At 37.0% G+C, this 22,326-nt stretch carries 19 protein-coding genes; 16 read left to right on the top strand and 3 right to left on the bottom strand.

Translation table 11 applies throughout. The annotated features are described in order from the left end of the window. Positions 1-15: 15 nt before the first annotated feature. The 5 genes from ruvB to MHH95_RS16685 all read left to right on the top strand — a co-directional run bounded on the left by ruvB (position 16) and on the right by MHH95_RS16685 (position 4,480). Positions 16-1,020: a Holliday junction branch migration DNA helicase RuvB gene (ruvB, locus tag MHH95_RS16705; protein WP_191700341.1), complete on the top strand. Its 1,005-nt coding sequence runs from the start codon at positions 16-18 to the stop codon at positions 1,018-1,020. Between the two features lie 15 nt (positions 1,021-1,035). After that, positions 1,036-2,073 (top strand): tRNA preQ1(34) S-adenosylmethionine ribosyltransferase-isomerase QueA, encoded by a 1,038-nt coding sequence (queA, locus tag MHH95_RS16700; RefSeq protein WP_339216937.1) that lies wholly within the window; start codon positions 1,036-1,038, stop codon positions 2,071-2,073. 117 nt (positions 2,074-2,190) lie between these two features. Then, a complete protein-coding gene (gene tgt / locus MHH95_RS16695; protein ID WP_339213157.1) occupies positions 2,191-3,348 on the top strand; it encodes a tRNA guanosine(34) transglycosylase Tgt in 1,158 nt (385 codons plus the stop codon). A 128-nt stretch (positions 3,349-3,476) separates the two neighbouring features. After that, positions 3,477-3,737: a preprotein translocase subunit YajC gene (gene yajC, locus MHH95_RS16690; protein ID WP_191700339.1), complete on the top strand. Its 261-nt coding sequence runs from the start codon at positions 3,477-3,479 to the stop codon at positions 3,735-3,737. Between the two features lie 101 nt (positions 3,738-3,838). Beyond that, a complete protein-coding gene (locus MHH95_RS16685; protein ID WP_191700338.1) occupies positions 3,839-4,480 on the top strand; it encodes a DUF421 domain-containing protein in 642 nt (213 codons plus the stop codon). Here the strand turns inward: MHH95_RS16685 and MHH95_RS16680 are convergent. Next, positions 4,460-5,929: a putative polysaccharide biosynthesis protein gene (locus MHH95_RS16680; RefSeq protein ID WP_340728533.1), complete on the bottom strand. Its 1,470-nt coding sequence runs from the start codon at positions 5,927-5,929 to the stop codon at positions 4,460-4,462. The two genes, MHH95_RS16685 and MHH95_RS16680, sit on opposite strands and share 21 nt — an antisense overlap. 132 nt (positions 5,930-6,061) lie before the next feature. Here MHH95_RS16680 and MHH95_RS16675 point away from each other — a divergent pair, with 132 nt between their 5' ends. From MHH95_RS16675 to MHH95_RS16635, 9 genes are all read left to right on the top strand, one after another. Further along, positions 6,062-6,370, top strand: coding sequence for a post-transcriptional regulator (locus MHH95_RS16675; RefSeq protein WP_340728532.1), 309 nt, complete (start codon positions 6,062-6,064; stop codon positions 6,368-6,370). Between the two features lie 214 nt (positions 6,371-6,584). Then, the gene (gene secDF, locus MHH95_RS16670) at positions 6,585-8,858 is read left to right on the top strand and encodes a protein translocase subunit SecDF (protein ID WP_340728531.1); all 2,274 of its coding nucleotides are present in this window, start codon (positions 6,585-6,587) and stop codon (positions 8,856-8,858) included. A 113-nt stretch (positions 8,859-8,971) separates the two neighbouring features. Then, positions 8,972-9,346 carry a LapA family protein gene (locus tag MHH95_RS16665; RefSeq protein WP_340728530.1) on the top strand — a complete coding sequence of 125 codons (375 nt, stop codon included), beginning with the start codon at positions 8,972-8,974 and terminating at the stop codon, positions 9,344-9,346. Between the two features lie 171 nt (positions 9,347-9,517). Beyond that, entirely contained in the window at positions 9,518-11,839 is a 2,322-nt protein-coding gene (gene recJ / locus MHH95_RS16660) for a single-stranded-DNA-specific exonuclease RecJ (RefSeq protein ID WP_340728529.1), read from the top strand. A gap of 16 nt (positions 11,840-11,855) precedes the next feature. Continuing rightward, a complete protein-coding gene (locus MHH95_RS16655; protein WP_191700332.1) occupies positions 11,856-12,368 on the top strand; it encodes an adenine phosphoribosyltransferase in 513 nt (170 codons plus the stop codon). 200 nt (positions 12,369-12,568) lie between these two features. After that, positions 12,569-14,764: a RelA/SpoT family protein gene (locus tag MHH95_RS16650; protein WP_340728528.1), complete on the top strand. Its 2,196-nt coding sequence runs from the start codon at positions 12,569-12,571 to the stop codon at positions 14,762-14,764. Between the two features lie 21 nt (positions 14,765-14,785). After that, positions 14,786-15,232, top strand: a complete 447-nt coding sequence (gene dtd / locus MHH95_RS16645) for a D-aminoacyl-tRNA deacylase (protein WP_191700330.1) — start codon at positions 14,786-14,788, stop codon at positions 15,230-15,232. Between the two features lie 70 nt (positions 15,233-15,302). Further along, on the top strand, positions 15,303-15,509 hold the full coding sequence (locus MHH95_RS16640; protein WP_225223674.1) for a YuzF family protein: 207 nt from the start codon (positions 15,303-15,305) through the stop codon (positions 15,507-15,509). Between the two features lie 66 nt (positions 15,510-15,575). Beyond that, positions 15,576-16,469: a manganese catalase family protein gene (locus tag MHH95_RS16635; protein ID WP_191700328.1), complete on the top strand. Its 894-nt coding sequence runs from the start codon at positions 15,576-15,578 to the stop codon at positions 16,467-16,469. Positions 16,470-16,545: 76 nt separating this feature from the next. On the opposite strand, the gene hisA is transcribed toward MHH95_RS16635, so the two are convergent. Next, positions 16,546-17,310 (bottom strand): phosphoribosylformimino-5-aminoimidazole carboxamide ribotide isomerase, encoded by a 765-nt coding sequence (gene hisA / locus MHH95_RS16630; protein ID WP_340728527.1) that lies wholly within the window; start codon positions 17,308-17,310, stop codon positions 16,546-16,548. 161 nt (positions 17,311-17,471) lie between these two features. On the opposite strand from hisA, the gene recD2 reads away from it, so the two are divergent. Together recD2 and MHH95_RS16620 are read left to right on the top strand one after the other, a co-directional pair. Beyond that, a complete protein-coding gene (gene recD2 / locus MHH95_RS16625) occupies positions 17,472-19,967 on the top strand; it encodes an SF1B family DNA helicase RecD2 (protein WP_340728526.1) in 2,496 nt (831 codons plus the stop codon). A 342-nt stretch (positions 19,968-20,309) separates the two neighbouring features. Further along, entirely contained in the window at positions 20,310-21,542 is a 1,233-nt protein-coding gene (locus MHH95_RS16620; protein WP_340728525.1) for a NupC/NupG family nucleoside CNT transporter, read from the top strand. Between the two features lie 56 nt (positions 21,543-21,598). Here the strand turns inward: MHH95_RS16620 and yeiL are convergent, their stop codons facing one another. Further along, a complete protein-coding gene (gene yeiL / locus MHH95_RS16615; protein ID WP_340728524.1) occupies positions 21,599-22,267 on the bottom strand; it encodes a transcriptional regulator YeiL in 669 nt (222 codons plus the stop codon). Positions 22,268-22,326: the final 59 nt, after the last annotated feature.

The raw sequence follows: 22,326 nt of genomic DNA, 5'->3' as shown, positions 1-22,326 counted from the left end.
AAGGAGTGAGATAACATGTCAGACCGTGTACTTTCAGGTGAAGCAACAGATGCCGAAGAGCAATTTGAGCTTTCTTTAAGACCGCAGCGTTTAGTGCAATACATAGGTCAAGATAAAGTGAAGGAAAACCTTAAAATATTTATCGAAGCCGCTAAGCTACGTCAGGAAAGTCTTGACCATGTACTCCTTTATGGTCCACCAGGTTTAGGGAAAACAACATTAGCTATCGTTATCGCTAATGAAATGAATGTAAACGTAAAAATGACAAGCGGTCCGGCGATTGAACGACCAGGGGATTTAGCAGCAATTTTAAGTTCTCTCGAAGCAGGTGACGTACTTTTTATTGATGAAATTCATCGTTTGCCACGTGCTATTGAGGAAGTACTCTATTCTGCCATGGAGGATTTCTGTCTGGATATTGTTGTCGGAAAAGGTCCAGAAGCACGTTCGATTCGTTTAGAGTTGCCGCCATTTACACTTGTTGGTGCGACGACACGAGCAGGCGCTCTTTCTGCACCGCTTCGTGATCGTTTTGGTGTTTTGGCGAGACTGGAATATTATGATGAACAGTCGCTGGCGGAAATTGTTATTCGATCGGGCGAATTGTTTGGGGTTGCATTAAATGAACAAGCGGCCTATGAAATTGCAAGACGTGCCCGTGGAACACCACGAATAGCAAATCGTTTATTAAAAAGAGTTCGTGATTATGCACAAGTATTAGCAGACGGTGTTGTTTCGCACAATTTGGCGAAGCAAGCATTGGAGCTTCTACAAGTTGATCCAAGAGGACTTGACCATATAGATCATAAACTGATGCAGTCGATGATTGAACGTTTCGGTGGTGGTCCTGTTGGTTTAGATGCGCTAGCAGCATCCATCGGAGAAGAAAGAATTACAATTGAGGATGTGTATGAGCCGTTTTTATTGCAAATTGGCTTTATTCAACGTACACCACGTGGTCGAATAGCAACAAACCTATGCTACGACCATTTCGGTTATCCACCGGCACAAAAAGAATAGAAGGAAGTTATGACCGTGAAAGTAGAAGATTTTGATTTTCATTTACCAGAAGAATTAATTGCCCAAACACCATTATTAGACCGTACAGCGAGCCGCTTGATGGTCGTTAACCCAAACTCATTGGAAGTTGAGCATCATACATTTGCCCATATTTTAAATGAACTAAAAGCAGGGGATTGTCTCGTATTAAATGATACACGAGTACTGCCGGCTCGGTTAATGGGGACTAAAGCAGACACAGGTGCCAATATAGAATTATTACTATTAAAGCAAACAAATGAGGATGAATGGGAAACGCTAGTTAAACCAGCCAAGCGTGTAAAGGTCGGAACGGTTGTCACATTTGGTGATGGACTGTTGACTGCAACATGCACTGGCGAACTAGATCATGGCGGACGTACATTTAAATTTACGTATGATGGCATTTTTTATGAAATCCTGGATAAACTGGGGGAAATGCCTTTGCCACCATATATCCGTGAAAAGTTAGACGACCAGGAACGTTATCAGACAGTTTTTGCAAAGGAACGTGGATCGGCAGCGGCACCGACAGCGGGACTACATTTTACTGAGCCTTTACTAGAAGCTATAAAAGCAAAGGGTGTAGAAATCGTGTTCATCACATTGCATGTAGGGCTGGGTACATTCCGACCAGTAAGTGTTGATTCCATTGAAGACCATGATATGCATTCAGAATTTTATAGTGTATCGGAAGAAGCTGCAGCTGCAATTAACCGTGTGAAGCAAGCAGGAGGAAACGTCATTTCGGTAGGAACTACTTCTACTCGTACCCTTGAAACAGTGGCAGCAAAAAATGACGGAAAAATTGTGGCATCACAAGGATGGACAAATATTTTTATTTATCCAGGATTTGAATATAAGGCAATTGATGGTCTTATTACGAATTTCCACTTACCGAAGTCAACATTAGTCATGCTTGTCAGTGCGCTTGCTACGAAAGAAACAATTATGAATGCCTACGAAAAAGCAGTTGAAGAAAAGTACCGTTTCTTTAGCTTTGGAGATGCAATGTTCATTCGTCCAGGGAAGTAATTTGCAATTAAGGTAACATATCGATACAATTATTATTTGTGTGCACCTACTACAACAGTGGTAGGTGTTTTCATTCGAAGTAGTGTTCTTACTTTAGAAACGAGAGGATTTTTTATTATGACAGAAACAACAAACCAATTACCAATTCGATATGAATTAATTAAAACTTGTGCTCAAACAGGTGCCCGATTAGGGATTGTGCATACACCACATGGCTCGTTTGAAACACCGACATTTATGCCCGTTGGTACACAAGCTACCGTGAAGGCGATGAGTCCTGAAGAATTAAAAGAAATGAATGCAGGAATCATTTTATCTAATACGTATCATTTATGGCTTCGTCCAGGAAATGATATTGTAAAAGAAGCGGGTGGCCTACACAAATTCATGAACTGGGACCGTCCTATTTTAACGGATTCAGGCGGTTTCCAAGTATTCTCTTTATCAAAGTTCCGTAAAATTGAAGAAGAGGGCGTTTATTTCCGTAATCATTTAAATGGAGACAAGCTATTTTTATCTCCGGAAAAGGCTATGGAAATCCAAAATGATCTAGGCTCTGATATTATGATGGCATTTGATGAATGTCCACCATTCCCAGCAACATATGAATATATGGAAGCATCTGTTGATCGTACAACGCGTTGGGCAAAGCGCTGTAAAGAAGCTCATGCACGTCCAGATGAGCAAGGATTATTTGGGATTATTCAAGGCGGGGAATATGAAGAGTTGCGACGTAAATCTGCTGAAGCTTTAGTAGAGCTTGATTTCCCAGGTTATGCAATCGGCGGTTTATCTGTTGGCGAGCCGAAAGATATTATGAATAAAGTATTAGATTTTACTGCACCAATGATGCCGGCAAATAAACCACGCTATTTAATGGGTGTCGGTTCACCAGACTCTCTAATTGATGGAGCGATGCGCGGAATTGATATGTTCGACTGTGTACTGCCAACACGTATTGCACGTAATGGTACACTCATGACTTCTGAAGGACGTATGGTCATCAAAAATGCAAAATACGCTAAAGACTTTACGCCAATCGATGAAAATTGCGATTGCTACACATGTAAAAACTATACACGTGCATATGTACGCCATTTATTACGTACAGAAGAAACATTCGGTTTACGTTTAACGTCATACCATAACTTACGCTTCTTAATTAAATTAATGGAAGATGTACGCCAAGCGATTCGTGAAGACCGTTTAGGTGATTTTAAAGAAGAATTTTTCGAAAAATATGGTTATAACAAACCAAATGCAAAAAACTTCTAATAATATGTTCGAAATCCGAAAATTAATATAATTTTTTAGAAAAAGTAGAGTTTTTTTGAGCAAAACTTAACAATTCTATACTATACTAGGTAAGTGAGAAAGAGATAGAGAAAGGGGGCAATATAAGAATGGAAGGCTTAGTACAATTTTTACCAATCATCGTAATGTTCGTTGCGATGTGGTTCATTTTAATTCGTCCAGCACAAAAACGTCAAAAAGCAACAGCAACAATGCAAAATAGCTTAAAACGTGGAGATAAAGTAGTTACTGTAGGTGGCTTACACGGAGAAGTAGATGCAATTGAAGATACGGTTGTTTATTTATTAGTTGACGGAAATACTCGTTTGAAATTTGAGCGCCAAGCAATTGGTCGTGTAGAATCAGTTTAAACGAATGAAAAAAGCTTGCGGAAATGTTAATTTTCCGCAAGCTTTTTGTATCTTTCCTACATTTTTGTACAAGCTAAAATGTAAGAAAGAGGTGAGCGAAAATGAATGATTATATGATTATTATTATACGAACAGTTCTTTTGTATATTATTTTACTTGTTGTATTTCGACTTATGGGCAAACGTGAAGTTGGTGAGCTAAGCATTGTTGATTTGGCGATTTTTGTATTGATGGCTGAAGTTGCGGCACTTGCACTAGATGACATACATAGAGAGTTTTCAAAAGCAATATTACCAATTATATTATTGTTTTTAATTCAGTATTTAAACTCTTGGTCTATATTAAAAAATAAACGATTACGTGACTTTATTGAAGGCGATCCTACAATGGTCATTAGAGATGGCTGGATTTGTGAATCTGAAATGAAAAAACAGCGATACAACCTAGATGATCTGCTCCAGCAGCTTCGTGAACAGGGAGTCTGCTCTGTACAAGATGTAGCCTATGCATTTTTGGAACAGTCCGGTAAATTATCCGTTTATAAAAAAGATCAAGGTGGATTTATTTTGCCATTAATACTGGATGGTTATGTTGACAAAAGACATTTGAAAATAATGGGAAAAGATGAAGAATGGCTGGTGCATGAATTATTAGTCAATGGATATCCCAATATAAGGGACATTTTTTATTGTACGTATGAAAATGAAAAGTGGTTTGTCCAATTACGAGCGCGAAAAAATTGATCGGATGTAATGGAAATCATTAATTCGAATTTGTTTTGTAATGAATAGTAATAACATTACGACACCAATAGTAACGAAACAACTAGTAAATAACGGTATGCCTTTCGTGAACAATGGCAAAGCAATACAAGTAATGATGAAAATACCGTAAGGCAGGAAAAAGAATCTAAAGCCAACATTGATTTTCTTCTGTTGCTTAATGGAGGCAATATGCAGGAAAGACGTGATTAATACGCCAAAACCAATGGCGATAATTGCCCCTTTTTCCTGAATGGATGGCTGTGATGCCAAGAAAAACAGAATGAAAAGTTTTCCAATACCACCATAAATGGAATTCATCATAGCAGCCTGAGCTTCATCAATTGCTTGTAAAATTGAATGAAGCGGACTTTGAATATAATAAAAATAAAAAATTGGTGCCAATATTTTCATATAGCCACGGTTTTCTTCTAAATGGAAAAGAACCATTGTCAGTTCATCTCCATGCAAAAAGAATAAAGAGGCGGCTAAACAGCCAATTAATGAAGACAGTCTTAAAGAATGTGTCACCCGTTTATTCACCAATGTGTAATTACCGCTGGCCATGGCACTGCTTACTGCAGGGATGAGGACAATTGCCAGAGCTGCTGGGATAAATGCCGGGAATAGTAGCAACGGTATGTGAACACCCGAAATAATTCCGTAAAGTGTTGTAGCAGCACCTGCTGCTAAACCAGAAACAGTTAGGGCTTTCAGGAAAATAATCGGCTCTAAAAACCATGTAAATGTTCCGAATAATTTACTGCCTGCTGATGGAAGCGCAATATTAAAAATCGGTTTTGCAAAAGATCCGTTGCTGTTGCCTTTTTTAAATGCTTTACTGGACCTTTTATAGAAATAAGCCAAAAATAATAAAGAAAAGATTTCTCCAATTGCTGTAATCCCCATTGCTGCAGCTGCTGTTATGGCAGGTGATTCAGAAATGAAGTACGGTAATAATACGACAATTAGACCAATTCGTACAAGTTGTTCAAGAAGCTGTGCCCATGCGGTAGGAGCAATTTTTGCTAAGCCTTGCAAATATGCTTTTATCAAACTTGAAAATACAACGATTGGAATTGTGAATATGCTAATATAAAGTGTGAAAATCAAATTTTCATTATGTAATAGCACTTTTGCAATATACGGGATGCTAAAATAAACGAATGGACTAAATAAAATAATAGAAATAGCAGAAATTTTTATAGCCGTTTTCATAATTGTTGCAACATGTTCAACTTTTCTTTTTGCGGAGTATTCTGCAATTAGCTTAGAAATTGCAATGGGAATACCTAATTGAATAAGAGAAATGAAAAAAATAAAGGTCGGATAAGCTGTCATATAAAGTCCGACAGCCTCTTCTCCAGCAATACGCATAAACTGCATTCTGTAAATAAACCCAAGACATTTAGAAATGAATATGACAAACATTAAAAATAATGTTCCTTTTAAAAATGAGCCCAAATAACTTCAATATTCTCCCTTCTCAATTTAATTTCATTCAGATACAATAAAGTATGCAATACTAATCGCAGTTAAAACCTAAGTATAGGAGTGATCGAAATGCAAATTCCATTTTTCAGTCTTTACGAAAAAGTTCAGCTTATATTGACGAACAAAATTGAGGAATTCCATTACTATGGATATGATGCTCTAACAGAACAGGATTTATGGAAATATTGTGTCGACAAAGTTTGGCGCAAACAAGATGTGCAGAACTTACGATTACATGAGTTAACGTCTGGCATTTTTGGCACTACCGCTTCAGAAGTACTAAATTATGTGCAAATTAGCGATTTTAAACGTAATGAATTAAAATTAAAACTTTCGGAGGAAGAGCTTCAAGGGTTATTTCATCCTCTTAAAGAATAGGGATAAAAGGTATAGTATAAAAAAACAAATTATCTAGTAATAATTTGACAGTTTCCACAAGCTGTTTCATAATGAGAGTGTTGCGCTTTTTAAAGTATCGATGTTATTTTTAAAAAGCGATAAAAAATTTGTGCTATAGATACATAGATTTTTGTAGTTATTTTTACGTTTTACATCACAGTGCTTTTCTTGTGATATTGAGGAGGATTTTTTAATGAAATTAGCAAACCGTATCATTACGTTTATCCTAGTAGTAGCATTGTTATTTACAGGGATGGGCACAACGGTAGAGAAGGTTTTAGACGACGTAAAGCTTGGTTTGGACCTTCAAGGTGGATTTGAAGTACTGTATGAAGTGGAATCTCTTGTGGATGGACAAAACATTACACAAAGTGTATTGGCAGATACAACAACTGCATTAAACAATCGTATTAATGCATTCGGGGTTAGTGAGCCAAGCATTCAAATTGAAGGAGAAGACCGAATTCGTGTACAGCTTGCAGGTTTAGCAGATCAAGCTTCTGCTCGTGAGCTTTTATCAAGTACAGCGAATTTAACATTCCGTGATGTAAACGATAATATTTTACTCGATGGGACGGATTTAAAGGAAGGTGGCGCAGCTGCGTCATTTGACCAGCAAAATCAGCCAATCGTAACATTAACTTTAAAAGATGCATCAAAATTTGCTGAAGTTACTCAAAAAGTAATGAGCATGGGTGCTCCGAATAACCTATTAGTTGTTTGGTTGGATTTTGAAGAGGGCGTAGATTCATACGCTGCAGAAAGTCAAAAGCCGCCTGGCGAACAAAAATATCAATCAGCTGCATCAGTAACGCAAGTTTTAAATACAACAGATGTTATGATTTCGGGTAACTTCACAGTAGAAGAAACGAAAAACTTTGCATCTGTATTAAATGCAGGTTCTTTACCTGTAAAATTAACAGAAATATACTCAACATCGGTTGGTGCCCAGTTTGGTGAAGACGCATTAAATGATACAGTACTTGCAGGCGTTGTCGGCGTACTGTTAATCTTCTTGTTCATGCTGCTATACTACCGTTTACCAGGGTTTATCTCCATTATTACATTATCGGTATTCACGTATTTAGTGTTAATCGTCTTTAACGGTATTAATGCCGTATTAACATTACCAGGTATTGCCGCAATTGTATTAGGTATCGGGATGGCCGTAGATGCGAACATTTTAACAGCTGAACGTATTCGTGAAGAATTACGAGTTGGTCATTCTGTAAAAGATGCTTACAAAATGGGTTCTAAACAATCTTTATCAGCAATTATTGATGCACAATTAACAACGTTGCTTGCTGCAGTAGTATTATTCTATTACGGTACAAGTTCTGTAAAAGGTTTTGCAACAACATTAATTATTTCAATTTTATTATCCTTTATTACAGCTGTTTGGGGTTCTCGTATGTTGCAAGGTCTGCTTGTAAACAGCGGTTACTTCAACAATCCAGCATGGTTTGGGATTAACAGATCAAAACAACATTCACTTGATGAAGGAATTACTTCATTGGATTTAACTACGAAATTCGATAAACTAGACTTTGTTGGAAATCGTAAAAAGTTTTACGCGTTATCTACAATCATTTTAGTAGTTGGTATTGTAGTACTTGGTGTATTTAAGCTGAATCTCGGCATTGATTTCTCTCAAGGTACACGAGTGGAAATTGGATCAGATACAGCATTAACACAACAGGAAGTTATCGATTATTTAGATGAGATTGGGTTTGAAAATAACGATGTAGTCATCTCTGGCGATGAACAGAATATGGCAGTAATGCGTTATAAAGAAGACTTCTCGCAACAAGAGGTACTTGACTTTAAAGCACAGGTAAATGAGAGATTTGGTCAAGAGCCAAGCTTAAGTACAGTTTCAGCAACGGTCGGTAAAGAGCTTGCCAAAAATGCAATGTATGCTTTAGCGTTAGCTGCAATAGGAATAATCATTTATGTAGCTATTCGCTTTGAATGGCGTATGGGTCTTGGTGCTATTATGTCATTATTGCATGATGTATTCTTTATTGTCGTGATTTTCAGTATATTACGTTTGGAAGTAGACATTACATTTATAGCAGCGGTATTAACAATTGTTGGGTATTCTATTAACGATACAATTGTAACGTTTGACCGTATTCGTGAAAATATTGATCGTCAAGAAAAAATTACGACGAAAGAAGATCTGGCATTAATTGTTAATAAATCTCTTCGTCAAACAATGGGTCGTTCTGTTAACACCGTATTAACGGTTATTGTTGTTGTAATAGCACTTATTTTCCTAGGTGCTCCTTCAATTCAGAACTTCTCAATCGCTTTATTAATTGGTTTAGTTACAGGTATCTATTCTTCTATCTGTATCGCAGCACAAGTTTGGTATTCACTGAAATGCCGCGAAATGGATAAAAAAGGTACATCTGTTGTGAAAAAAGAGAAAAAACAATGGGGTTCAGACGAGCCACAAGTATAATAGTATTGAAAGCATGCAATTTTGTTTAAAGACAAAATTGCATGCTTTTTGTTTACGTTAAAACGATATAAGGAATAACATTTAATGGATACACCATTAAAGGAGGGCATTTTATGAAAATACAATGGACATTAGTTGTAGGCCTTATTTTTGCTATTATTATCGCTATTTTTGCTACGGTAAATGTAGACAGTGTCCCGGTAAACTATATTTTCGGAGAAGCCAATTGGCCATTAATTTTAGTGGTTTTAGGATCAGTGTTAGTCGGATTTATTATTAGCTTTTGTTTTTCGGCATTTCGAATGTTAGGGAGCAAGCGTCAAACAAAATTAGTGAAAAAAGACCTGGATGATACACGTGTTTTGTTAAATGAAAAGGATGCTGAAATTCTACGTTTAAAAGAGGAATTACGTAAGCGTGATGAATCTACATTAAAAGTAAAAGAGATTCCGGATGAATATGATACAAATAAAGAATGGACAAAATAATAGAATTCTTCAATGTTATGCTATCTAAAAGTGATAAACTTTTAGATAGCACTTTTTTAAGTGTAAATTTATCTCTTCTAAACCCTATATTAGAATGGTATTTTACGAAATTATCTTTAGGAAACGCACGTGATTTTCGGTATAATGTACTGCATGAGGAAGTGAATATATATGATACAATCACAAAAAGTTTGGAAAATAGAGGAACAAGATGAACAACTTATTAAACAACTAAGTTCACAATTAAATATTTCATCTATCGCAGCAAAAATTTTAATTGCAAGAGGCTGTGAAGATTCAGAGCAGGCAGCCTCCTTACTAAAAATTGATGAAAGTCAGTACCATGATCCTTTTTTAATGGCGGGAATGGAAGAAGCCATTACTCGTATTGAAGAAGCATTAGAGAACGGGGAAAAGATTTTAGTATATGGAGATTATGACGCGGACGGGATTACAAGTACGACTGTGTTAATGAATGCCTTACTTGATATAGGGGCAGATGTAAGCTTTGTTATTCCTGATCGATTTACACATGGGTATGGTCCAAATGAAGAACTTTTCCGAAAAGCATATGCAGATGGCGTAAATTTAATAATAACTGTCGATAATGGTATTAGTGGCATCGAACAAGTGAAAGTAGCACGGGAGCTCGGGATGGATGTTATCATTACTGATCACCATGAGCCAGGGGATGTATTACCAGACGCAAATGTTATTATTCATCCACGTATACCTGAAGGACATTATCCATTCGGAGAGCTTGCTGGAGTGGGGGTAGCCTTTAAGCTAGCGCATGCTTTATATGGCGAGATACCTGATCATTTATTTGAATATGTAGCAATTGGGACGATTGCCGATTTAGTACCTCTAGTCGGGGAAAACCGCTTTTTGGTACAGCGAGGTCTCCAAGCGTTACAACAGTCTACAAACCCTTGGGTAAAAGCAATGTGTGAGGCGTCAGGAACCAATCAAAGAGAGATTAATGAAGAAACTGTAGGATTCTATTTTGGTCCTAGGTTAAATGCGATCGGTCGCTTAGGAAGTGCAGAGCCAGGTGTGCATTTTTTGATGAGTGAAGATCCGCTGCAGGCAAATGACCTTGCAAAACAGTTAAATGATAAAAATACTGAACGCAAAAAAATAGTTGAGGATATTAGCAATGAAGCGATTTCAATGATTGAAAATAATGAGGACTTAAAACAATCGCTTGTTTTAGTAGTTGCTGGAGAAGGATGGAATCCCGGGGTTGTTGGTATTGTGGCTTCCCGATTAGTGGAAAAATATTATCGCCCGACTATTGTTCTTTCCATTAATCATGAAAAAGGAATTGCAAAAGGTTCTGCCCGTAGTATCGAAGGGTTTCATTTGTACAATGAACTGGCGAAAAATCGCGATATTTTACCTCATTTCGGTGGACACCCGATGGCAGCAGGTATGACATTGCCAATTGAACATGTCGAAGCTTTGAGAACACGTTTAAATGAACAGGCTAAAGCATGTTTATCGGAGGAGCAACTGGTACAAAAATTGCAAATTGATGTTCCTATTGATTTAAATGAAATTACAGTTGATGCAATACAGGAAATACGTAAATTAGCGCCTTTTGGTACGGAATTTCCAAAACCGATTTTTGCTATTCAAAATGTGAAAGCAAAATCGCTTAGAAAAATTGGGTCAGCTGAAAATCATTTGAAGATGGAGTTGGAGGATGCTTACAATTCATTAGATGCAATCGGTTTTAATAAAGGTTATTTACATGACGAAATATCCTATGGCATCGCTTTATCTTTAGTAGGGGATTTACAAATTAATGAGTGGCAAGGTAATAAAAAGCCGCAATTTATGGTCCAGGATGTACGTATTAATGAGTGGCAACTATATGACTATCGTGGAAAAAGTCAAACAAGCAATTGGGTAGCGAAGGTCAATATTGAAAAAACGGATTTTATTGCGTTTTTTAAACAGACGAAAGATCACTTTGAACAAGCGATTCCAAAAGAGATTATACACTTTACAGATGAGGTGAATCCCTTAACGCTTCATAAAAATATTGTTTTGCTTGATTTACCTGAAAACTTTTTACTGTTGGAGAAAATACTAAATAAAGTACAGATTGAACGGATTTATGCACATTTCCATACGGATCAATCTGCTTATTTTAACGGAATGCCGACACGAGATCATTTCAAATGGTATTATGGCTTCTTAAAAAAACGTCCTGCTTTTAACTTAAATGAGCACATTCAGAAATTGTCGGAACATATTGGCCTAAATATGGAAGTAATTAAATTTATGACAACAGTGTTTTTTGAGCTAGGATTTGTTACAATAGAGAATGGTCTGACGACAGTAAATGAAAATGTACCAAAACAAGCATTGTCAGAAGCCCCGTCATATAAAATGCGTTCACAACAAATCGAGCTTGAGCAGAAGCTTGTATATGCTACATACAGCGAGCTTAAACAATGGTTTAATGAACGATTGAGTTCTTGAGGAGGACATAGGAAGAATGGATTTAAAACAATACGTAACAACAGTTGAAAACTGGCCGAAAGAGGGCATCAGCTTTAAAGATATTACGACAATCATGGATAACGGTCCTGCATACAAATATGCAACTGATGAAATTGTTAAATATGCAAAAGAAGTTGGCGCAGAAATTATTGTTGGTCCAGAAGCGCGCGGATTTATTATCGGTTGTCCGGTAGCTTATGCTTTAGAAATCGGTTTTGCACCAGTACGTAAACCAGGTAAATTACCTCGTGAAGTCATTTCTGCAGATTACGGTTTGGAATACGGCACAGATACGTTAACAATGCATAACGATGCTGTTAAACCAGGTCAAAAGGTTTTAATCTGTGATGATTTACTTGCAACAGGTGGTACAGTAGAAGCAACTGTACGCTTAATTGAGCAATTAGGCGGCGAGGTTGTAGGCGCTGCATTTATTATTGAGCTTACAGAATTAAATGGCCGTAACAAAATCGGATCTGTTCCGATTAAAACATTAATTCAATATTAATTTATTATCGAACTATCTCGCATGTTTATGTGAGATAGTTTTTTTTTCAATGAAATTAATTGCTATTAGCTGTTCAATAATTCTACAAATTTCGACTTTCTGCAAAACTAAATGACCGCGTGTCTTTACATTTAGTAGCTATCTTTTATACAATTGAAGTTATACTTATTGCGAAAATTAAAAGAACAGGTGGACTAATGATGGCGAAAGAACAAATATTGGCGCCCGAAGATGTTTTCGAGCTCGTCAAATCTTATATGAACGAAGAACATGTTACCTTTGTTGTAAAAGCATATGAGGTAGCAAAAGAAGCCCATAAAGAGCAGTTCCGGAGCTCTGGAGAACCATATATTATTCACCCAGTACAAGTAGCAGGTATTTTGGCAGAACTGCAAATGGATCCTGAAACAGTATCCGCTGGATTTTTACATGATGTCGTAGAAGATACAGAAGTAACACGTGAAGATTTAGTGAATGAATTTAGTGAAGAAGTTGCCAAGCTTGTTGATGGTGTAACGAAGCTTGGGAAAATTAAATACATGTCAAAAGAAGAGCAGCAGGCAGAAAACCATCGAAAAATGTTTGTCGCTATGGCTCAGGATATCCGTGTCATTTTAATTAAACTGGCAGACCGTTTACACAATATGCGAACATTGAAACATTTGCCGGCTGAAAAACAACGTCGCATTTCACAGGAAACACTGGAAATTTTTGCTCCTTTAGCGCACCGTTTAGGAATTTCGAAAGTGAAGTGGGAGCTGGAAGATACGGCATTACGCTATTTAAATCCCCAGCAATATTACCGGATTGTTAGTTTGATGAAGAAAAAGCGTGATGAGCGTGAAGCCTATTTAGACAATGTAATGGATGAAATTAATTCGCAACTTCAGGAAGTTGAAATTGAGGCGGATGTTTATGGTCGTCCAAAACATTTATATAGCATCTATCGGAAAATGGTTCTTCAAAAGAAGCAATTCAATGAAATTTATGATTTATTGGCTGTAAGAATTTTAGTCGATAGTATTAAAGACTGTTATGCAGTTATTGGTATTATCCATACATTATGGAAGCCAATGCCTGGCCGATTTAAAGATTATATTGCGATGCCAAAGCAAAACTTATATCAATCTTTGCATACAACGGTCATTGGTCCATATGGTGATCCATTGGAAGTTCAGATTCGTACGAAGGAAATGCATAAAATTGCTGAATTTGGTATCGCCGCACATTGGGCATACAAAGAAGGCAAAACAGTCGAGCGAAGTAAGGAAAATATAGACCAAAAATTAACGTGGTTCCGCGAAATCCTGGAATTCCAAAACGAATCATCAAATGCGGCAGAATTTATGGAATCATTAAAATTCGATTTATTTTCAGATATGGTTTATGTATTCTCGCCATTAGGGGATGTTATCGAACTTCCGGCGGGCTCTGTCCCAATCGATTTTGCGTATCGTGTCCATTCTGAAGTCGGAAATAAAACTATCGGTGCAAAAGTTAACGGCAAAATGGTGCCTCTTGATACTCCATTAAAAACAGGGGATATTGTGGAAGTTTTAACTTCAAAGCAATCATTTGGGCCAAGCCGTGACTGGATTAAAATTGCCCAAAGTTCCCAAGCAAAAAATAAAATAAAACAGTTTTTCAAAAAGCATGTGCGTGAAGAAAGTGTAATTAAAGGTAAAGAGCTTGTAGATAAAGAAATAAAAGCACAAGAGTTTGATATGAAGGTAGTTTTAACTCCAGAAAATATTAAACGCGTTATTGATAAATTTAACTATACACATGAAGATGATTTATATGCAGCTGTTGGTGTCGGCGGGATTACAGCCCAACAAATCGTCAACCGATTAGCTGAGAAGATGCGAAAAGAGCGTGAACAGGAAGAAGCGCTCGAAAAAATCGTTAAAAGCATGAACAATCCTACACCTAAAAAACGTACTGAATCTGGTGTTATTGTTAAAGGGATTGATAATTTATTAATTCGTCTTTCACGCTGTTGTACGCCGGTACCGGGTGATGATATTGTCGGGTTTATTACAAAAGGTCGAGGTGTATCGGTACACCGAGCTGATTGTCCTAATATTCAGGAAGATGGCAACTTAGAACGTCTTATTGAAGTGGAATGGGAAAATGATGGTACACAAATACGCAAAGATTATCCGGTAGATATCGAGATTTCTGCGTTTGATCGTCCTGGTATATTAAATGATGTGATGCACGCAGTAAGTGAAGCGAAAACAAATATTTTAGCAGTTACAGGTAGAGCTGATCGTGAAAAGATTGCTACGATCCATTTAACAATAGCGATTACAAATATTTCAGGGCTTCATCGAGTAGTGGAGAAAATAAAGCAGCTTCCGGATATTTATTCGGTACAACGTGTCATTAATTAATTTATAGATAGAGGTTATGTTATGCGAGTAATACTACAACGTTCAAAACAGGCTTCGGTAACAGTGGACGGACAGAAAACTGGTGCCATTGATAAAGGTTACGTGCTGTTAGTCGGCATTACACATAGCGATACAGAAGAGGATATTGCCTATGTGGCAAAAAAGATTACTGATTTGCGCATTTGGGAAGATGATGAAGGGAAAATGAATCGTTCTATACTGGAAGTTGGCGGCGACATTTTATCCATTTCCCAATTTACTTTATATGCTGATACACGTAAAGGAAAACGACCGAGCTTCGTGGAAGCAGCAAGACCAGAGCAGGCTGAGCCTTTATGGAATGCTTTTAATGAACAATTAAAAGCACATGGCTTACATGTTGAAACAGGCGTTTTCGGTGCAATGATGGATGTAGCACTTATTAATGACGGACCAGTTACAATTACTATTGAGTCGAAAGCTAAATAATCAATGAACGCATCACTCCTTGAAAGCATATTGTACAGTATGCATACAAAGGAGTGATTTTTTGGTTCAAATGAGTACTTTTCCTAACGCTTATTGGTTGGAAGCAATTCAAAATTATTTAGGTCAAATGGTTGCGGTACAACAAGATGGGAATCGAGTTCAACAAGGAGTTCTAGCAGCTATCTGTCCAGATTATATTGTGCTTGATGTTTGCCAAACACCGTTTTATATTCGGATTGATAAAATTGTATCGATTATGCCGTTTTTGAAAAAATAAAGTATGATTTGGTCTATGCACCCCCTAATTGTCATAAGCTTACTATGACAATTAGGGGGTGCTTTATTGTTTCAACGCGTTAATCGTTTAGCAATTGATTTACCACAAGTTGAATATGGTGATGCAAATGCAGCGAGTGCTGTACAAGAACTGTTAGGCGGGAAATTCGGGGAGATGTCGACTCTCAATAACTATATGTATCAGTCGTTCAACTTCCGAGGAAAGAAAAAACTAAAGCCTTTTTATGACTTAGTTGCGAGTATTACAGCAGAAGAGTTTGGACATGTTGAACTCGTTGCCACTACCATCAATTTATTAAGCAAAGATACAACGTTTTCCGGAAACCCGAATCTTGCTCCGATGATGAACGCTAAAAATATGCGCAATACACAAAGTTTTATTGCATCTGCACAAACATCTTTACCTGTAGATTCGATGGGGAAACCATGGAATGGCGAATATGTATTTTCAAGTGGAAATTTAGTGCTTGATTTACTGCATAATTTCTTTTTGGAATGTGGAGCACGTACTCATAAAATGCGTGTATATGAAATGACTGATCATCCAACAGCACGTGAAATGATCGGCTATTTATTAGTACGCGGCGGAACACATGTTGTTGCTTATGCAAAAGCAATTGAGATGGCAACAGGATTGGATGTAACGAAGATGCTTCCGATACCTAGCCTTGATAATCATGTATTTGATCATGCGCGGAAGTATGAAGATCGAGGATATGGAAATGTACTGTTTACGTGGAATTACGTAGGAGATTATCAGGATATCAATAAAATTTGGAAAGGACCACATCCATGGACGAATGCTCCCCTCATTGTAGAGGAAGGAATGCCAAAGGGTGCAAAAATGCCGGATTTAGACGAATTACCGGAAGAATTTGCTCCGGGAATCGGTCCGGAAGAATTTCAAATGATTGCGAAACGACTCATGTCCAATATATAAAATAAAGGCTGTTTTGGGAAAGTAAACAACTTCCTATAACAGCCTTTTCTTCACGTTATTTCATAGTCTTATGACGTCATTCACTTATGCCTTCGCAGTAATTAACAACTGTTTGGAAATCCAAATCCCCACCGAATATGGACAGTGCACTCCCGATCGTTACATGTAATTTACCGTTTGAAATGGCTTCAAACTTTTTTAAATCATCAAGCGAACGAACTCCTCCAGCATATGTTGTTGGAATCGTTGTCCATTCAGCCAAATCACGTACTAATTCTTCCTGCATGCCTCCGCGTTTTCCTTCAACATCCACTGCGTGAATAAGCAGCTCATCGCAATATGCTTCAATGTCTTTTATCGATTGTGCATTTACTTCAAAATCACTGAATTTTGTCCATTTATCTGTTACTACATACCATTTATCATCGCGCTTGCGGCAGCTTAAATCAATGACAAGATGTTCTTTCCCGATTTTTTCAACTAAGTTTTCCAATCGATTTAGATCAAGCAATCCATCGTGAAAAATATATGAAGTGACAATGACATGTGATGCACCGGATTCGATATATTTTTGTGCATTCTCTGCAGTAATGCCGCCACCAATTTGCAGTCCATTTGGATATGCATGTAATGCACGAATTGCTGCTTCCTCATTCCCAGGACCAAGCATAATAACATGTCCGCCTGTTAGTTTATTTTGCTGGAATAATGAAGCGAAATACGAGGCATCTTGATCCGATGTGAAATTTTCAATGACTTCTTTATTATCATATCCAAGCGTACTCCCGACAATTTGCTTAACTTTCCCGTCATGTAAATCAATACAAGGTCTAAAGTTCATGTTCTTCACTACTTTCTCTTGAAATCTATTCCTATCATAACATTTTAGTGTGCCAAATTAATAGAAAAATCAGACGCAACAAGTCATGCGTTATATAGTAAGACAGGGCGCTGCGTGTATGATAAAATGAGCATACAATTATTAGAAAGCGTGGCATGAAAATGGCGGAAAATCTAAATTTGTTTGACATAAATAAGCTATTTATTTTAGGTCGACCTATTGTAACAATTTTTCATAATACAACGAATATGTACTCCATTGTTCGTGTCAAAATACAAGAAACAAACCTTCAGTATGATGAGAAAGAAATTATTGTCGTAGGCTATTTTCCGAAGTTAGTAGACGATGAACTTTATCGATTCACCGGACAAATGAAAAGTCATCCGAAATACGGGATGCAATTTCAAATTGAAACATTTGAAAAAGAAGTACCGACAACAGAGCAAGGTATTGTCCATTATTTATCAAGCGACTTATTTTCAGGGGTAGGCCGGAAAACGGCAGAAATAATTGTTGAAAAGTTGGGTATGGATGCGTTAACCAAAATATTAGAAGATCCATATGCACTTGATGCGGTTCCTCGTTTATCTGCTGAAAAGAAGTTGCTCATTCGTCAAACAATCGAAGAAAATTTAGGGTTAGAGAGGGTAATGGTTCGCCTCAATGAGTGGGGATTTGGACCACAGCTTGGTATGAAAATATATCAGGCCTATCGGGAAGAAACCTTAAGTTTATTAACAGAAAATCCTTACCGGCTTATTGAAGAAGTAGAAGGGGTCGGTTTTATTCGTGCCGATGAACTTGGTGCGAAGCTAGGGATAACGGGAAATCACCCGGACCGTATAAAAGCGGCTATATTTCATGTACTGACAAATGCAGCATTATCAGAAGGTCATGTCTACTTGGATGCAGAAATGGTTCTTCCAATGGTTAAAGAAATGCTTGAGCAAAGTCAGCGTATTGAAATTCCATACGAAGCAATTTCGAAGGCAGCGATTGATATGCGGGAAGAGTCAAAAATTTGTGGTGAAGAAACCCGTATGTATTTACCTTCTCTGTATTTTAGTGAAGTCGGCATTGCCAGCAAGATAAATGAGCTCAAAGAAAAAAATAAAAAAGCAGAGAATTTTTCGCGTGATGAAATTCGTAAAGCAATTGGTGATATTGAAGAACAGTATGATGTGACATATGCACCTACGCAAGCACTCGCTATTGAAACCGCTCTTAACTCTGCCGTTATGATTTTAACAGGTGGTCCAGGTACAGGGAAAACGACCGTTGTGCGTGGTTTAGTCGAAGTTTATGCAGAACTTCATGGATTATCATTGAATCCAAAAACTTATGCGGAAAAAGAAGAGCCGTTTCCTATTGTCCTGGCAGCACCAACTGGTCGGGCAGCAAAAAGGTTAGCCGAATCAACAGGTTTACCAGCGATGACGATTCACCGCTTATTAGGATTTAATGGTCAGGAAAAGGATGAGGAAACGGAGCGTGAAGTTGTCGGTCGTCTTATCATTATCGATGAGATGTCAATGGTAGACACGTGGCTTGCCCATCAGTTGCTTAAAGCGCTTCATGAAGATGTACAGGTAGTATTTGTAGGAGATCAGGATCAGTTACCGCCTGTAGGTCCTGGACAAGTATTAAAGGATTTGCTTGCATCTAAGCAAATTCCGACCGTCGAATTAACGGATATTTACCGTCAGGCGGAAGGATCTACAATTATCGAGATGGCCCATCAAATTAAAAAGGGCAAAGTTCCGGATTCATTGACTACAAAAACAACGGACCGCTCGTTTATTCAGGCAGGAGCCGGACAAGTAACGAGCGTTGTCACACAAGTTGTAAAAGGTGCGCTTGCAAAAGGTCAGGCAATTCGAGATATTCAAGTTTTAGCGCCGATGTACAAAGGTCCTGCAGGCATCGATAATTTAAATAAAGAAATTCAGCAGCTTGTCAATCCGAATGATGGGACAAGAAAAGAACTTGTTTTCGGTGATACGATTTACCGTATCGGGGACAAAGTACTGCAGCTAGTGAATCAGCCGGATAATAATGTATTTAATGGTGACATGGGTGAAGTGATTTCCATTATTCGAGCAAAGGAAACAGTAGAAAAGCAGGATTTATTAATCGTAAGTTATGATGGGATTGAAGTGACCTATCAACGTGCTGATTTAAATCAAATAACATTGGCATATTGCTGTTCAATTCATAAATCCCAAGGCTCGGAATTTCAAACGGTTATTATGCCGGTAGTACGCAGCTACTCTAAAATGCTACGTAGAAATTTACTGTATACCGGAATAACACGCGCAAAAAACTTCTTAATATTATGCGGCGAGCCGGATGTATTAGCGAATGGCTTAGCCAAAAATGATGATTTAACACGACTAACAACATTAAAGGCTCGACTTGATCCTGAAATTACAGAAATACAGGAAGTAAATGAAATACCGGAAAAAGAGGTAAAAACAGAAGGAATTAGTGAAAAAAAACAATCAAAAACATCTTCTGAACAGTTAGGTCTACTAAATACTACCTCCTCACATAAAATCGGAGAATCATTACCGAATCATTTAACAGTGGAAACTGCACCGTATATTCATCCATTAATAGGCATGAATGACATTTCTCCATATGATTTTAATGAATAATAAAACCAGCTATTTTTTTCATTTCTGAATGAAAATAGCTGGTTTTTTGTTGTATTAAAGTTTGTTTGACTTCAAAATACTTTATAATATGTGGATTGTTTATCTTCATCGAAAAAGGGAAATGTTTTTAAAATATAATAAAAAGTTAAGGGAATTATGACATGACACTTTTAAACATTAAAGTCGCAAAATATAAATGTCAGAAGTTTTTAAAGAAACTATTAATTAATAATATGTATGTGATTATGTTAGTATAATAAAAACTTATATGATGTCCGAAGTTTGATGTCAAATAATGTAAAATGAAAAGGTTTACAAAATTAAAGGAGAAGGTGCGCAAACATGGATTTCGTTTGGGGAATCATAGGTATTGTTGGAATCGTAGCGATTGCTATAGCATTGTCAAATAACCGTAAAGCAATTCAGTGGAGAATTATTATATCAGGTTTAATTGTACAACTAATTTTCGCATTTATCGTATTAAAGTGGTCATATGGCCGTGAAAGATTAATGCAACTTTCTGAAGGGGTACAAAAGTTAATAAGTTATGCAAATGAAGGGATTTCCTTCGTATTTGGCGGATTAGCAGATCCGAATAATGTTGGATTTGTTTTTGCAATGAGTGTATTAACGATTATTATTTTCTTCTCTTCTTTAATCTCTGTTCTTTACTATCTAGGGATTATGCAATTTATCATTAAAATTATCGGTGGCTTTTTATCAAAAGTGTTAGGAACAACAAAAGCAGAGTCGGTGAATGCTGCTGCTAATATTTTCGTTGGTCAAACAGAAGCACCGCTTGTAATTCGTCCATTTTTAAATAAAATGACAAAGTCACAAATGTTCGCTGTTATGACTGGTGGTCTTGCATCGGTATCAGGTTCTGTATTAATCGGGTATTCTTTATTAGGTGTGCCTCTTGAATACTTATTGGCTGCAAGTTTCATGGCCGCTCCAGCAGGTTTGGTTATGGCAAAGCTAATGATTCCTGAAACAGAAGAAATCGATGAAGCAGATTTCAAACTAGAACGTAATTCTGAAGCGACAAACGTTATTGATGCTGCTGCATCCGGGGCATCTGACGGTTTAAAATTAGCAGTAAACGTTGGTGCAATGTTACTAAGTTTCATCGCATTAATCGCATTGCTGAATGGTATTTTAGGTGGCGTAACTGGCTGGATAGGTAACTTTACAGGATGGACAGCCTTAGATAACGTAACACTTGAAGGTATTTTAGGATATGTATTTGCTCCATTAGCATTTTTAATTGGTGTACCATGGGATGAAGCAGTTCGCGCCGGTTCATTTATTGGTCAAAAATTAATTTTAAATGAATTTGTAGCGTATTCTAACTTCGGTCCTGTGATTGGTGAATTTTCGGATAAGACAGCTATTATCATTTCATTTGCGCTATGCGGATTTGCTAATTTAAGCTCAATGGGTATCTTAATTGGTGGTCTTGGCGGTATGGCTCCTGAAAAACGTAGTATGATTGCAAAACTTGCGGTTAAGGCAGTTGCTGCAGGTACGTTAGCATCTCTATTATCAGCTGCTATTGCAGGTATGTTTATTTAAATAAGAAATTATTATATAGGAGACTGTGCTAAAACTTAGTTTAGCGCAGTCTTTTTTTAGTAAGTAATTTCGCTAGCAAGCTTTTCTAGTACTTGTCGATTTGTTAGGACATAACCCCGATCTTTCTTCGTTAAGTATCCTTCTTCGCAAAATTGTGCCAGAACAAATAATAAATGTCGGTATGATACCCCTAAATATTCGCATACCTCTGTATGTTTTTCTTTATAGAATTGTTTATCAGACGATAGTAAAATGAATGATGCCAGTCTATTTTCTAATGGATAAGCCTGGTTTTGAGTATATTTGGCTGTCATATCCATAGTTTTTTGACTTAAAAAAAGACAGAGCATTTTTAAAAATACCGGATCAGCTAATAATTTTTCTTTCACTTCACGGATGGAAATTGCAAAACAAATGGATGTTGTAACGGTCTGGATGCCTTTTGAGTAACGTTCTGCATTTAATAATTCCATTTCTCCCATAAATGTAGGAGATGTTATAAAATCAATTAGAGAAATTTTCCCGTTTTTATGTGTAACATATAATTTTGCTTTTCCTTCAATCATGTAATACAAATAGTCGGGAAAAGAATGCTCATGAAAAATATACTCCCCTTTATCAAATTCATAAACTTGTATAAAAGGATTAATATCAAATGAAAAATATTGAGAAATAGGGTATTGCTCAATATAAGGTTTACTTTCTTCTAGTGATAACTTTCTCAAATTATAAAGCAACTCCTTAATATAAAATATGAGATATCTCACATTATTGTACAAATTGT

Source organism: Solibacillus sp. FSL K6-4121, from assembly GCF_038002585.1.
Taxonomy (GTDB): domain Bacteria; phylum Bacillota; class Bacilli; order Bacillales_A; family Planococcaceae; genus Solibacillus; species Solibacillus faecavium.
The sequence above is the reverse complement of the archived record's forward strand: the minus strand, read 5'-3'. Positions and strand labels throughout refer to the sequence as shown.

Coding starts and splice junctions, on each gene's coding strand:
- recJ (WP_340728529.1), top strand. CDS start 9,518: ATGATACAATCACAAAAAGTTTGGAAAATAGAGGAACAAGATGAACAA.
- MHH95_RS16650 (WP_340728528.1), top strand. CDS start 12,569: ATGGCGAAAGAACAAATATTGGCGCCCGAAGATGTTTTCGAGCTCGTC.
- secDF (WP_340728531.1), top strand. CDS start 6,585: ATGAAATTAGCAAACCGTATCATTACGTTTATCCTAGTAGTAGCATTG.
- MHH95_RS16640 (WP_225223674.1), top strand. CDS start 15,303: ATGAGTACTTTTCCTAACGCTTATTGGTTGGAAGCAATTCAAAATTAT.
- hisA (WP_340728527.1), bottom strand. CDS start 17,310: ATGAACTTTAGACCTTGTATTGATTTACATGACGGGAAAGTTAAGCAA.
- recD2 (WP_340728526.1), top strand. CDS start 17,472: ATGGCGGAAAATCTAAATTTGTTTGACATAAATAAGCTATTTATTTTA.
- yajC (WP_191700339.1), top strand. CDS start 3,477: ATGGAAGGCTTAGTACAATTTTTACCAATCATCGTAATGTTCGTTGCG.
- tgt (WP_339213157.1), top strand. CDS start 2,191: ATGACAGAAACAACAAACCAATTACCAATTCGATATGAATTAATTAAA.
- MHH95_RS16665 (WP_340728530.1), top strand. CDS start 8,972: ATGAAAATACAATGGACATTAGTTGTAGGCCTTATTTTTGCTATTATT.
- MHH95_RS16655 (WP_191700332.1), top strand. CDS start 11,856: ATGGATTTAAAACAATACGTAACAACAGTTGAAAACTGGCCGAAAGAG.
- MHH95_RS16685 (WP_191700338.1), top strand. CDS start 3,839: ATGAATGATTATATGATTATTATTATACGAACAGTTCTTTTGTATATT.
- MHH95_RS16680 (WP_340728533.1), bottom strand. CDS start 5,929: ATGTTTGTCATATTCATTTCTAAATGTCTTGGGTTTATTTACAGAATG.
- MHH95_RS16620 (WP_340728525.1), top strand. CDS start 20,310: ATGGATTTCGTTTGGGGAATCATAGGTATTGTTGGAATCGTAGCGATT.
- ruvB (WP_191700341.1), top strand. CDS start 16: ATGTCAGACCGTGTACTTTCAGGTGAAGCAACAGATGCCGAAGAGCAA.
- dtd (WP_191700330.1), top strand. CDS start 14,786: ATGCGAGTAATACTACAACGTTCAAAACAGGCTTCGGTAACAGTGGAC.
- MHH95_RS16675 (WP_340728532.1), top strand. CDS start 6,062: ATGCAAATTCCATTTTTCAGTCTTTACGAAAAAGTTCAGCTTATATTG.